The sequence below is a fragment of the Ligilactobacillus ubinensis genome, from assembly GCF_024160875.1.
Taxonomy (GTDB): domain Bacteria; phylum Bacillota; class Bacilli; order Lactobacillales; family Lactobacillaceae; genus Ligilactobacillus; species Ligilactobacillus ubinensis.
In genome coordinates this window covers 1-14,231 of record NZ_JAIULA010000030.1, presented here as the reverse complement: position 1 = coordinate 14,231, position 14,231 = coordinate 1, and the positions used below count along the sequence as shown (strand labels likewise).

The 14,231-nt window shown below is 32.3% G+C and carries 12 protein-coding genes; 9 read left to right on the top strand and 3 right to left on the bottom strand.

Annotation, left to right across the window (positions count from 1 at the left end):
- Positions 1 to 138: 138 nt before the first annotated feature.
- Positions 139 to 975, top strand: a complete 837-nt coding sequence (pflA, locus tag LB941_RS11350; RefSeq protein WP_425270541.1) for a pyruvate formate-lyase-activating protein — start codon at positions 139 to 141, stop codon at positions 973 to 975.
- Between the two features lie 98 nt (positions 976 to 1,073).
- On the opposite strand, the gene LB941_RS11345 is transcribed toward pflA, so the two are convergent.
- From LB941_RS11345 to LB941_RS11335, 3 genes are all read right to left on the bottom strand, one after another.
- Positions 1,074 to 2,180, bottom strand: coding sequence for a MucBP domain-containing protein (locus tag LB941_RS11345; protein WP_253362088.1), 1,107 nt, complete (start codon positions 2,178 to 2,180; stop codon positions 1,074 to 1,076).
- 178 nt (positions 2,181 to 2,358) lie between these two features.
- Positions 2,359 to 2,640, bottom strand: a complete 282-nt coding sequence (locus tag LB941_RS11340; RefSeq protein ID WP_253362087.1) for a DUF1827 family protein — start codon at positions 2,638 to 2,640, stop codon at positions 2,359 to 2,361.
- A gap of 140 nt (positions 2,641 to 2,780) precedes the next feature.
- Positions 2,781 to 4,997, bottom strand: a complete 2,217-nt coding sequence (locus tag LB941_RS11335) for an ATP-dependent Clp protease ATP-binding subunit (protein WP_253362086.1) — start codon at positions 4,995 to 4,997, stop codon at positions 2,781 to 2,783.
- Positions 4,998 to 5,179: 182 nt separating this feature from the next.
- On the opposite strand from LB941_RS11335, the gene ykzS reads away from it, so the two are divergent.
- The 8 genes from ykzS to LB941_RS11295 all read left to right on the top strand — a co-directional run bounded on the left by ykzS (position 5,180) and on the right by LB941_RS11295 (position 13,774).
- The gene (gene ykzS, locus LB941_RS11330; protein ID WP_253362085.1) at positions 5,180 to 5,377 is read left to right on the top strand and encodes a protein YkzS; all 198 of its coding nucleotides are present in this window, start codon (positions 5,180 to 5,182) and stop codon (positions 5,375 to 5,377) included.
- Between the two features lie 195 nt (positions 5,378 to 5,572).
- Positions 5,573 to 5,842: a phosphocarrier protein HPr gene (locus tag LB941_RS11325; protein ID WP_253362084.1), complete on the top strand. Its 270-nt coding sequence runs from the start codon at positions 5,573 to 5,575 to the stop codon at positions 5,840 to 5,842.
- Entirely contained in the window at positions 5,842 to 7,560 is a 1,719-nt protein-coding gene (gene ptsP, locus LB941_RS11320; RefSeq protein ID WP_253362083.1) for a phosphoenolpyruvate--protein phosphotransferase, read from the top strand. Before LB941_RS11325 ends, ptsP begins: the two co-directional genes overlap by 1 nt.
- Before the next feature lie 310 nt (positions 7,561 to 7,870).
- Positions 7,871 to 9,055: a glycosyltransferase family 4 protein gene (locus tag LB941_RS11315; RefSeq protein WP_253362082.1), complete on the top strand. Its 1,185-nt coding sequence runs from the start codon at positions 7,871 to 7,873 to the stop codon at positions 9,053 to 9,055.
- Positions 9,056 to 9,079: 24 nt separating this feature from the next.
- Positions 9,080 to 10,105 (top strand): glycosyltransferase family 4 protein, encoded by a 1,026-nt coding sequence (locus LB941_RS11310; RefSeq protein WP_253362081.1) that lies wholly within the window; start codon positions 9,080 to 9,082, stop codon positions 10,103 to 10,105.
- Positions 10,105 to 11,130 carry a lysylphosphatidylglycerol synthase transmembrane domain-containing protein gene (locus LB941_RS11305; protein WP_253362080.1) on the top strand — a complete coding sequence of 342 codons (1,026 nt, stop codon included), beginning with the start codon at positions 10,105 to 10,107 and terminating at the stop codon, positions 11,128 to 11,130. Before LB941_RS11310 ends, LB941_RS11305 begins: the two co-directional genes overlap by 1 nt.
- A 232-nt stretch (positions 11,131 to 11,362) precedes the next feature.
- Positions 11,363 to 11,596, top strand: coding sequence for a YkuJ family protein (locus tag LB941_RS11300; RefSeq protein ID WP_253362079.1), 234 nt, complete (start codon positions 11,363 to 11,365; stop codon positions 11,594 to 11,596).
- 114 nt (positions 11,597 to 11,710) lie between these two features.
- Complete coding sequence (locus LB941_RS11295; protein WP_253362078.1) at positions 11,711 to 13,774, top strand: LTA synthase family protein; 2,064 nt, start codon at positions 11,711 to 11,713, stop codon at positions 13,772 to 13,774.
- Positions 13,775 to 14,231 lie beyond the last annotated feature (457 nt).

Here is a 14,231-nt window from a genome sequence, read left to right as displayed (position 1 = left end):
GATTATTATTATGGGTAGATGTTAATTAATAATTAAGGACAACGAATGGTGAGTTCTTCATCATTCGTTGTTTGTTATTATGAATGATGTAATATCATTTATAGTTGAGTTATAATATTAAGTAGATAGAGTATGGAGATGGTACAAGTGAGAGAAAAGAATCCGTTATTAAATCCAGTACCAATGCGAGATGGGCAAATTGAGGGATATGTTCATTCAATTGAAACATTTGGAGCTGTTGATGGTCCTGGAATCAGATTTGTTGTTTTCATGCAAGGTTGTCATATGAGATGTAAATTTTGTCATAATCCAGATACGTGGAAAACAAATGTAGGCACAAAAATGACATCTGAAGAAGTTTTAAACAAAGCATTACCATATAAGTCATTTTGGGGAGATCAGGGGGGAATCACACTTTCTGGTGGTGAAATTTTACTGCAAATTGATTTTGCATTAGAATTATTTACAAAATGTAAAGAGTTAGGTATTAGCACATGTTTAGATACCTGTGGTCAACCTTTTACTCGTCGAGGTGAATGGTTTGAAAAGTTTGAGAAGTTAATGGATGTAACTGATATATTGTTAGTTGACATTAAGCATATCAATTCGGATGAGCATAAACGTCTTACTGGTTATCCTAATGAGAATATTTTAGATTTAACGCGTTATTTATCAGATATTGGTAAACCTGTTTGGATTAGACATGTGTTAATTCCAGAGATTACAGATAATGACCAGTACTTAATGGAATTAGGGCAGTATATTAAGACATTGCATAATGTCGAAAAGGTCGAAGTGTTACCTTACCACACAATGGGTGTGCATAAATATCGCGAAATGGGTATAAAATATCGTCTAGAAGGTATTGAGCCACCAAGTAGTGAGCGTATTAAAAACGCTGAGGAACTTTTACATTGTACTGATTATAAAGGTTATTTATCTTGGCGCCCAGGTATAAAAACTTTTAACACTTAGTGTGGCTAATGATAAAATCCGTTAACCCTTGTTTGGTTATAAACAACAGGGTTAACGGATTTTTTTAGTTAGTAAAATGAAAAATAACATACACTATATTAATATTTAAGATATTGTGAATTAATCCAACCATTGTTGTCAACTTCAAACCACGTCATATGACTAGTATTAACCTTGGCAGTCAATGTTACGGATTTATCGTGGGAAATTTTTCTTAGTGGTTGGCCAAACGGATTATTATAGATAGTAGTTTCTTTATTTGGAACAAAATCTATTTTTGCTGGTTGATTTAATTTAGTACTGAAAGGTAAATTGATAACTTTTGTTTGAATTTTAGTAGTTGAATACGGCTTAACTATTTTGAATAAGCTACTATCATTTTTAATCCAAATATTACCACCCATACAATACCAACTGGAACCATCTGTAAATAAAATTTTTTGAAATGTTTGCCAAATAGTTCCTTTTGCTAAAGTAACTCGTGTTTTTTTGCCAGCAGGATCATCATAGCAAACAACATAGTTTTTCATTTGTAAAAACAAAACAACATAGTCTACTCTTTTCCAAGTAGCTTTTCTGTAGGCATAAGTAACTACTTGTTGCTTATTGGAGAAAGAACCCGTAACAGGGCCATTTGCGTATAGTAAGTGGTAACCCTTTATAGTGGGAGATGCTAATGAATAAGAATCGTTAAGACAACCATTTAAAAAAGTTGGTTTATGTAAAAAGTTATTGTCATCTGCATCAACGCAAAAAATCCAAACATTAGCAGCAGTTCGCTTTCGATAAGTAAGTGTGACAACACCATATTCATCAACAAAGGTACTTGTAAAACCATGTATTTTAATCAAAATATAGTTAGGAAACTCCTTAAAGCGTAGTCTGAAATCAGAACCTAACTTCCCAGAAATCAGTTCAGAAGCTACTAAGAGATTGTCATCAATATCTTTGTAGATAATTAATAATGTAGCGTTAGAAGAAACTAATTCCGCTTTGTTAGAAGGAATAACATGTGTTTTTTGGATATTGGGTAATTTAACAGTGTTTTCATTCTCGGCTGTATTAGTGAAAACATCTGCAACTTTTGGAGCTGTCTTTTTATGCTGTCTATGCTGACGATAACTGTTAGTATAATGGCGAGCATATTTCTTATTATTAATATTAAAATTATTCGTAAGACTTTTCAAAAAATCTGAAAATGACATAAACAACTCTCCATTCTAAACAAATATCCATACACAATACATTATACCCTATTTTATAAGGCTTTAGGTGAATAAACACAAAATAATTTAAAAGTATGTTAGTAAATTTTGATTCAAAAAAAGTATTCTCAAGGTATAAGGTAATGAGAATACTGTAGTTAAAATATTATAGGCTGTTTTAAATATTATCCCAACTAATCTGAACTACATTATGATTAGCGTTATCTATCTGCGGTGTGATTTGCTTGTTATCTAGCAGTTCGGCAATAACAAACTGAACTTCTTTATCAGTTACAGGACGTATTTTGTTTGAAATGATTATTTCAGAATGCTGCTGCTTTTTTTTGTAGACAACATGTGAATTTCCTAATGAATATACTTTTATAAAGTGTGCGGTTGAATCACGCAATTCTTGATGGATAAAGCGTGAATAACTGTTCGTTACATCTGTTAATATCATAATAGTTCCCTCCTATACCATAATTATTCTAACATGATTATAGCGTAAAAACAGTGGATTTTAAAATTATTTGTCTTTTTCATTTCAAAATAAAACCTAACGCAAATTGATAATTATCTAATTGCATTAGGTTTAAGGTGTTAATTATTATTTTTTTGAGAATTAGAAGCAGTAGTGTCAGAAACAATATCCTGTGCGAAAATTTTAATTTCATTATTTTGCATTTTAGCTATTAATTGCTTTTCATTAGGATGGTCAAGATAGAAATCAGCAATTTTATCTTCTAACTGTTCTTGAATAACACGACGCAAAGGACGAGCTCCCATCTTAGGATCATAGCCTAAATCAACTAATTTAAGTTCAACAGGATTTGTAACATGCAAAGATAATCCTTGAGGTGCTAACATACTATTAACTTCATTTAACATTAAGCGGACAATCTTTGTTAAGTCTTCTTTAGATAGAGCATTGAATTCAATAATACCATCAAATCTATTTAAAAATTCAGGCTTAAAATATTTAGAAAGCTTATCGATGACTGTATGAGTTTTACCAGTGGTTTCTGCACCAAAACCAACATTTATGACAGAATCACCAGAACCGGCATTACTTGTCATGATTATAATGGTGTCTTTAAATGAAACAGTACGACCTTGTGAGTCTGTTAGTCTTCCGTCATCAAGGATTTGGAGAAACATGTGCATTACGTCAGGATGAGCTTTTTCAACTTCATCCAATAAGATAAGGCTATATGGATGACGACGAACCTGTTCAGTTAATTGGCCAGCTTCTTCATAACCAACATAACCTGGAGGAGATCCAATAAGTTTAGAAACTGAGAATTTCTCCATATATTCGCTCATATCAAAACGAATCATAGAATCTTCAGTGCCAAATAATTCCCGGGCCAATTGTTTAGCAGTTTCAGTTTTACCTACTCCAGTAGGACCTACAAAAAGAAAAGAACCGATGGGACGACCTGACTTATTAAAGCCGATCCGATTTCGACGAATTGCACGTGCAACCTTATCAACAGCTTCATTTTGACCAATCACATGAGCTTCTAAAGAACTTGATAAATTTTTAAGTTGCGATTGTTCTTTAGCTTTAAGTTCACCAACTGGAATCTTTGTTTTTTCTTCAACAATACGTTCCATATCTTTTTCAGTAACAATTGGTGCATCTTCATCTGTAACACTTGTTTCCTTTATTTTTTCAAATCGATTTACTTGATCACGATAGTAGGCAGCTTTTTCATAATCTTCGTCTTTTAAAGCATTTTGTTTTTGTGATTCTGCATTTTTAATCTTTTTATCAAGTGCTTCAGGATCAATTGCTTGAATCGTTAAATTTTTTTGTGAACCTGCTTCATCTAATAAATCAATAGCTTTATCAGGTAAAAACCTATCTTGAATATAGCGCGCAGAAAGAATAACCGCTGCTTTTAAAGCATCTGAATTATATTTAACATGATGATAGTTTTCATATTTAGCTTGAATACCCTCAAGTATTTTTATTGTTTCTTGAATAGTTGGTTCATCAACATGAACTGGTTGTAACCTTCGGGCAAGAGCAGCATCTTTTTCAATTGTACGATATTCATTTAATGTAGTAGCACCTACAAGTTGAAGGTCACCTCTAGCAAGAGCTGGCTTTAAAACGTTTCCGGCATCCATCCCGCCTTCAGCATTTCCAGCACCAACTATTTCATGAATTTCGTCAATAAATAAGATAGTTTCTTTTTCTTGCTTTAACTCAGTCATAAGTTGCTGCATTCTTTGTTCAAATTGACCACGAATACCAGTTCCTTGAACAAGAGAAACTACATCCAAACGAATTACCTTTTTATTTAATAATTTTTGTGGGACATCACCATCAATGATTTTTTGAGCTAATCCTTCAACGACAGCTGTTTTACCAACTCCAGCTTCACCAATTAAAACAGGATTATTTTTGGTGCGACGATTAAGTATCTCAATAATACGAGCAATTTCCTTATCACGTCCGATTACAGGATCAATGCGACCATTCTTTGCTTCGTTAGTTAAATCAAGACCAAATTGACTTAGAATACCATTATTGCCACCATTATTACCACGTGAGTTTTGAGGGGTAGGCCGCTGGCTTTCCGCCATTTGAGGTGATTGTTGTTGACCTTCTAATGAGCGGAAAATATCGCCTATGTTTCCGAAACCAAAGGGATCTTGCATTAAATTATTAAAACCACCACTTTGCTGTGATCGTTCTTTTAAAATTTGGTAATCTCTCTGGCATAAATCAAGCGTAGTTTGTTGTCCATTAACTGTTGTAGTTAAGTGAATAGTTGCAGGATTTTTATGACAAATTTGACATAACATTATTTTACACGACCTTTCGGAGAAAAAATGACTAGGTCATTATAGTTTGACCTTATTTGACCTTTGTAACTACTATTATAAAAAATTTTTTTCTAAGTGCAAGTAAAAAGCTCATATTTCTATCAATTAAAAATGAATGCTATAATTATATTAACAAATAATAAAGTAGGGAGAATTTTAAAATGGAAAGAGACTATCAAAAATTGCTAGATCAGTTGCGAGAAGGTACTTTAAATGAATTGGAAATTAGTACAGAAGAGTTTATGGATTTTCAAAAAATATTAATGGATTATCAACAACGAAAGAGCATAGTAGGTACAGCCAAAAGGGGTGGCGGTGTAATATATCATTTTAATTCAGGGAACTCTGGTACACTTTAAAGTAGCAAGATTTTTTTAAGTTACTAGTACAACAAAAACTTGTTTTAAGATACATTTCGTGTTAATATTCTAATAATAGGGACGGGTTATTAATGAAAAACGAATAATGTAACCGTGTACTAATTTTTAAGTCGTTTTCATGAAAAGGCCGTTCTACTTTAATTTATTAACTTACTCAAAGGAGCATGATTTAACATGGCAAAAGAACAACAATTTCACGTAATAGCAGAAACAGGTATTCACGCACGTCCAGCAACATTATTGGTACAAGCAGCAAGTAAATTTAACTCAGACATCACTTTAACATACAATGAAAAAGCAGTTAATTTAAAATCAATTATGGGTGTTATGTCACTTGGTGTAGGTCAAAACGCTGATGTTACAATTAAAGCTGAAGGTGCAGATGAAGAAGATGCTATTGCTGCAATTGCAGATACAATGGCAAAGGAAGGACTTGCTGAATAATGACGAAGATGTTAAAGGGGATTGCAGCTAGTGACGGTATCGCTGCTGCGAAGGCATATATGCTTGTCCAACCCGATTTATCATTTTCTAAAGCAAGCATTGACAATCCTGAAACAGAAATCAAACGTTTAGAAGCTTCCTTAGAAGCTTCTAAAAAAGAGCTTGAGATTATTAAAGCCAAAGCAACTGAGAATCTTGGAGCTGATGAAGCTGGTGTCTTTGAAGCTCATTTGACTATTTTATCTGATCCTGAATTAATTGGACAAATCAAGGAGAAAATTACTTCTGAAAAAATTAATGCAGAAGCAGCCTTAAAGAATGTAACAGATATGTTTATTTCGATGTTTGAGGCTATGACAGATAATGTATATATGCAAGAACGTGCTGGTGATGTCAGAGATGTTACCAAGCGTGTTCTAAGCCATCTTTTAGGGGTTACTTTACCAAACCCTGCTTTAATCAATGAAGAGGTAGTAATTGTTGCTCATGACCTAACACCTTCTGATACAGCTCAGTTAGATAGAAAGTATGTTAAGGGATTTATTACAGATATTGGTGGACGGACTTCGCATTCTGCTATCATGTCACGTACATTAGAAATTGCTGCTATTGTTGGCTCAGGTAATGCAACAAGTGAGATTAAAGATGGCGATCAAGTCATTATTGATGGGATTGAAGGAAATGCACTGGTTAATCCTTCAAAAGCTGAGTTAGCAGATTATGCTCAAAAAGCTGCAGATTTTGCGGCTCAAAAAGCTGAGTGGAAACTGTTGAAAAACGCTAAATCTGTAACTGCGGATGGTAAAATTGTAACATTGGCTGCAAATATTGGAACACCGGATGATGTTTTGGGTGCAGTTGATAATGGAGCAGAAGCAGTTGGCTTGTTTAGATCAGAATTTTTATATATGAATTCTGCTGAATTACCTACTGAAGATGAACAGTTTGAAGCGTACAAGAAAGCGATTGAGGGTATGAATGGCAAGCAAGTTGTTGTCCGTACAATGGATATTGGTGGCGATAAAAAATTGCCTTACTTGCCTTTGCCTGAGGAAGAAAATCCATTTTTAGGTTATCGTGCTATTCGTATTTCTTTGGATAGACAAGATATTTTCAGAACTCAATTACGTGCTTTGTTGCGTGCCTCTTCGTTTGGACGCTTAGCAATTATGTTTCCTATGATTGCGACGGTTAATGAGTTTAAACAAGCTAAGGCTATTTTTGAAGAGGAAAAAGCAAAACTGATTGCAGATGGTACAAAGGTTTCAGATGATATTGAAGTTGGAATGATGATGGAAATTCCTGCAGCCGCTATGATTGCAGATAAATTAGCTAAGTATGCTGATTTCTTCAGTATTGGTACAAACGATTTAATAGGTTATACAATGGCAGCAGATCGCGGAAATGAACGTGTATCATATCTTTATCAACCATATAATCCATCCATTTTACGTTTAGTTAAACAAATTATAGATGCATCACATGCGGAAGGTAAGTGGACTGGTATGTGTGGTGAAATGGCTGGTGACCAGATCGCAGTTCCGTTACTCGCTGGTATGGGCTTAGATGAATTTTCGATGAGTGCAACGTCTATTTTGAAGACTAGAAGTTTGATGAAAAAATTAGACACTTCTAAGATGAAAGATTTAGCAGATGCAGCTCTTGATTGTGAAACTGCTGAAGAAGTTACAGCATTGGTAGAAAAATATACGAAGTAGTTTTTTTGCTTTAATAAAAGCAGTTTGACCAAAGTTAGTAGACCATAAGAATATAGCCAATAAGAAGGGTAGGTTAATTTTTTAGATTAACCTACCCTTCTTTACGCTAAGATGTTGACTATATCCTAAATATTGGTGAAAAATGAAATAATTATAATCTATCTTTGAAGAACAAATGGAGTACAAATTATTACAATAAAACTTAAGAATTTGTTCCGATTCATATACTTAGAATACTTCTCGTTGCATTAAGAAGCAGAAAACCATATAATTAATAATGACTAATTATGATTTATAAAGGGGGATGCTCGTGAATATAGGATTATTTACAGACACATATTATCCACAAGTTAGTGGAGTTGCGACATCCATTAAAACTTTACGTGAACAATTAGAGCGTCAAGGACATAATGTATATATTTTTACTACGACAGATCCTAATGTAAATAAAAGTGTGTATGAGCGGAATATCTTTCGCTTTACAAGCATACCATTTGTTTCATTTACTGACCGGCGAATTGCTGTACGAGGATTATTTCAAGCATATCAAGTAGCCAAAAAACTGGAATTGGATATTGTTCACACACAAACTGAGTTTTCGATGGGATTGATAGGCAAATTTGTTGCTAAAAGTTTAAAAATACCTTGTGTACATACGTATCACACAATGTATGAAGACTATTTGCATTATGTAGCAAAAGGTAAATTACTAAAACCCACACATGTTAAAGTGATGACACGTACTTACTGTGAAAACATGAGTGGGATTATTGCGCCTAGTACGAGAGTATTAGATAAATTAACTGCGTATGAGGTTAAAGAACCAATTAAAATTATTTCAACGGGTGTTGATGTAACGAAATTTCAACAAAAAGAAATAAAAAATTATCGCAAAAAGTATAATCTAGATGAAAACACACCGTTGATTTTAACTTTGAGTCGATTGGCTTTTGAAAAGGATATAGATCGACTAATTAATTCTTTACCAGCTATTAAAGATAAAATACCAAATGTAAAAATGATGATTTGTGGAGATGGACCTGCTCGTGAATCTTTAGAACAACAAGTGCGAGAAATGGGACTAGTTTCGGATGTTATTTTTACTGGTGAAATAAAAAATGATGAAGTGCCACATTATTATCATATGGCAGATGTATTTGTTTCAGCTTCAGTTAGTGAATCACAAGGTTTAACATATATTGAAGCCTTGGCAGCTGGTCTTAAAATTGTAACGACACATAGCCCATACACTGATGAGCTTTTAGATAATCCGAGCTTAGGGATTACTTTTGATACTCCTAAGGAATATGTGGATTCCGTAGTAATGTACTTAATAGACGGCGATTCTTACCAGGACGTAGAATTACGTAAAAAGAAATTATCTGAAAGTTCAGCAGCAATTTTTGGTGAACGAATTGTCGCTTTTTATCATTCTAGTCAAGAATATTATTTAAGAAAGAATGGTGAAACAAGTCATTCAAGCGAAATAGGTTAGGATCTTTTTTAAAGGAGTTTTCAGATGTTAGATATTCATATGTTTTCTTCGGCAACAAAAGTAAAAGGACAGGGAGTTGGAAGTGCTTATACAGAGTTGATTAAACTATTAAAAAAGTATTTTCCAGATGATATGAAGGTTAGTATCAATCAGCTAGGTAAAGCTGATATTAGTCACTATCATACGGTAGATTTGCAATTTTATTTATCAACATTTTTACCTGGCCGAGGCAAAAAGATAGGGTACGTTCATTTTTTGCCTGAAACATTAGATGGAAGCTTAAAATTACCTAGGATAGCACGTAAAATTTTTTATAGCTATGTAATTAAATTTTATAAACGTATGGATTCTTTAGTAGTTGTTAATCCAAGTTTTATTCAAAAACTAGAACAATATAATATTCCTAAAGATAAAATTACGTATATACCTAATTTTGTTTCTAAAAAGGAGTTTTATAAAATAACGGTAAAAAATAAATACCAATTACGCAAGGAGTTACAATTAAAAGAAGAACCATTTACTGTTGTAGGTGTAGGCCAAGTTCAGGCAAGAAAAGGTGTTCCGGATTTTATTAAGTTAGCGAGACGTAATCCAAACATTCAATTTGTTTGGGTTGGTGGTTTTTCATTTGGTAGAATTACAGACGGATATGATGAATTAAAAAAGGTAGTTGATAACCCACCAGAAAATTTATTTTTTCCAGGTATTATGGATCGGGAGAAAATGAATGTATATTATAATATGGCGGATTTATTTTTATTACCATCTTATAATGAACTATTTCCGATGAGCGTTTTAGAAGCGTTTAGTTGTGAAACACCTGTTATGTTAAGAGACTTAGAGTTATATCATGATATTATTGCTGACTACTATGAACCAGCGGTAGATATTAATGAAATGGAAAGTAAAATCAAACAGTTACAAAATAATCCTGAGAAAATGAAGAAACTCCAAGAAAAAGCAAGAGTTGCCTCAGCATATTATTCTGAAAATAGATTAGCTATGATATGGAAAGATTATTATCAAAAGCAAGCGGAGAAGAAAAACTAATGTCGAGAAAAAATAAACTTGTTTTATGCGCAATGCTTTTTTTGGGTGTGATTATATTTTGGTTTTCAGTCAGAGGAGTCTCTTTTCGTTCTTTAATGGGAGATATTAGTAATTTAAAATGGCAATGGATAGTTGTAGCGTTGTTGTGTATGTGTATCTCATTATTTTTTGAAGCTATTATTGTAAAAAAATTGATTAGACAACAAATACCACATTATCACATACTAGATGCACTTCGTGTTCCGTTAGTAGAACAACTTTTTAATGGGATTACACCTTTTTCTACAGGAGGACAGCCGGCTCAGTTAATTGCTTTAATGCAGTCGGGAGTAGATGCTGGGAGAGCGACTTCAAGTATGTTGATGAAGTTTATTATATATCAGGCAATGATTGTAGTGAATTTTATTATATGTCTACTAATAGGCTTTCATTATATTGCTGATAAGATACATTTAATGGCATGGCTATTAGTTTTTGGCTTTTTAATACATTTTATGGTTATCATTAGCTTAATAATGATTATGTTTTGGTACGATTTTACTAAAAAGATTGTTAAAATTGTATTGTTGCCAGTGAAAAAATTTTCTCGAAAAGAAGGAAGATATGAACAGCTTGAAGAAACAGTAAATGAAAAGATTGATTCATTTTATCAAGAAAGCTTAAGCTTAAAGGCGAATAAGCGCATAATATTAGAAATGTGCTTATTAACCTTAGTTCAGTTGTTTTTTTACTATATAATTCCATACTTTATTTTAGTTGCTTTGGGAGAATCTGGTGTAAACATAATTTTAGTAACAACGTTAAATGTTTTGATAGTAATGGTTGTTTCTCTTTTTCCTGTTCCAGGTGGGGCTGGCGGAGCAGAATATAGTTTTTCAGTAGTCTTTTCAACCTTTATTACTCAAAATAGTAAATTAGTTTTAGCCATGATTATCTGGCGAATAATTACGTATTATTTTGGAATGTTTAGTGGTATGGTTGCATTAGTTATTAAGCCAATTGCCACCAAACTAAAGAGCAAGTAAAGATAATCAACTATTAACGTTTAACAGTAAAGGTTAAAATTGGGGAATAAAGATCCTCAATTTTTTTTATAGAGAAAAAATTATTATAATTTTAATTGAATTTAAATTATAAAAAGAGTTTTAGCAGTCGAGTTTTAAATGAAAATTTGCTAGAATAGAAATGGTGCATTAATTACACATTTCAAGGTGTTAGACACTACGTATAAAATAATAATGAGAGAGGCGTTTTAACATGGAAAACTCACAACTTGTAGCAATTATTTCTCGCTTAGATGCGATGATGAAAGTAGACGGAGATGAAATTCAATCTCGTAGATTTGAAAAAGATGGACAGGAAAAGGGGTTTGTAACCTATGATCCTACAACTGAAACATTTGTATTGGAAGAACTAGCGAGTCATCAAAAGTTTGAATTTGATAACATTGACTTAACCGCTATGGAAATTTATGATTTATTAGATGACTAAGGTTATTTTGTTAAATAATTGTGAAGAGTTATTGAAGTTATTTCGTTTTTATGATTTATACTCTATAATTATTTGACAGTAATACATTTATATAGAATAGTTGGAGGCAATCAAATGCGTTCAGTGTTAAAAAGAATACGTAATGGGCTTGATACACGTGCTGGGTTTTTTACCCTGATAGTGTTTTTATTCTGGCTCAAAACGTATATTGTATATCAGACAGAATTTACTTTAGGTATTTCAGATTCAATGCAGAAGTTTCTTTTAGCGGTAAATCCTCTGCCTGCAGGTTTGTTGTTCTTTGGTATAGCACTATACTTTCGAGGTAAAAAATCATATTGGATTATGATGATTGTTGATTTAATACAGTCATTATGGATTTTTTCTAATATATTGTATTATCGCGAGTTTTCAGATTTTATTTCAGTTTCAATCATTAAATCATCAGGGTCAGTTTCAAATAATTTAAGCTTGAGTATATCTCAAATTATCCATCCTACAGATTTTTTGGTTTTTGCAGATATAATAATATTAGCTGTATTATTATTTTTTAAATTTATTAAAGTAGATTACTCACCAGCTAAGAGGAGATATGCAGCACTAGTAACTATTGCTTCAGTAATTTTATTCGCATGTAATCTTTCTCTTGCTGAGAAGGATAGATCTCAATTGTTAACGAGAACTTTTGATAATAATTATATTGTTAAATATTTGGGATTGAATTTTTACGCTGGTTATAGCGGGTATCAAGCATATCATGAAAGTTTAACTAAATCGAAAGCTAGTAGCAAAGATATTACAAAGATTTTGGCATATATTAAAAAGCATAGATCTGTAGCAAATATGAGCTATTATGGAAAGGCCAAAGGAAAAAATGTTATTATTTTCCATTTAGAGAGTTTCCAACAATTTTTAATCAATTATAAGGTTAATGGTAAAGAGGTTACACCGAATATCAATAAGTTTTATTCAAATAAAAATACGATATCATTTGATAACTTCTTTAATCAAGTAGGTCAAGGAAAAACATCAGATGCTGAAACAATGCTTGAAAATTCTTTATTTGGTTTACCATCGGGGTCAGCGATGACAACGTATGGAACAACAAATACTTTTGAGGCTTTACCTGCAATATTGAATCAAAGAGGATACTCTACAGCTGCTTTCCATGGAGATGTAGGTAGCTTTTGGAATCGAGATAACACATATAAATCTTGGGGATATCAATATTTCTTTAGTGAAAACTACTATAAAGTAAAATCAGGATATAGTGTAGGATATGGGTTGAAAGATAAGATTTTCTTGAAACAATCAGTTAAATATTTGCAACAATTGCCACAACCGTTTTACGCTAAACTTATTACTTTAACAAATCATTATCCATATGAATTGGATAAAAAGAATCAAACGATAGCCAAAACAAAAACAGGTGATAGTACTGTTGATGGTTATGTACAGACAGCGCATTATCTAGATCAAGCATTTGGCGAGTTTATTAGTTACCTGAAAAAATCAGGTTTATATAATAAAACGATGATTGTTGTTTATGGGGATCACTACGGTATTTCAAACAATCACAAAAAGGCAATTGCCCAGTTATTAGGTAAAAAATCAGTTTCTAGCTATGATTTAGCTATGTTCCAAAAAGTTCCATTCATGATTCATATGAAAGGTTTACAAGGCGGAATTAACCACACTTACGGTGGTGAAATTGATGTTATGCCTACATTGATGGATTTATTGGGAATTAAAAATACGGATACTGTGCAATTAGGAAATGATTTGTTATCTACTAAACGCAATCAGACTGTTGTCTTTCGTGATGGTGATTTTGTATCTCCAAAATATTCAAAAATTGGAAGTACAATCTATGATAATAATGGGAAAGTCGTAACTAATAAGTTGACTAAAAAGCAAAAGGCTAGTGTTAATAAACAAGAAGCAAGAGCTGATAAAACTCTCTCTATGTCAGATGAGATAATAACAGGCGATTTGCTACGTTTCTATAAGCCTTCTTGGTTTAAGAAAGTAAATAAGAGTGATTACAGTTATAAAGTTAGCGATGCACTAAAAGAATTGAAAGCTGCCCAGAAAAAGTCAGGAACTAGCTTACTTTCTGAAAATGGTGGAGTTTCCACAGAAAGTCTGTTTAAGACAGATGCACCTGAATTAAAATGATATAAGGTATTAAAACACTAAAATTTTGAGGCTAAGTAGTGAATAGCTAAAAAGAAAAAATCGAACTTGGAATTCTTGCGTTGGTAGGAATTTCCAAGTTCGTTTTTTAATAAATTTATATGTTTGGGGTAATTAACAATAAATTACGAAGTGTATTAAAAATAATTAGTTGTATTTCAATAATGAAAAGAAGATAATTATATGTTAATTTTGTATTATTCAAGTAAAAAAATGATCAGATTTATATTGACATGTAATTATATAATTGGTACTATGAATAAGTTGTCATTTACATGAAATGGTAAATGAAATTTCTTATTGACATTTGTAGTGATTTATTGATAAAATTAATGAGTTGCTTGTGAGACTGTCAATAGTGACAACTAAAAGTAGATCTTTGAAAACTGAACAAAGTTTTTAGACAAATCAAATGTGTAGGGCTATCTATTCGAAAGAA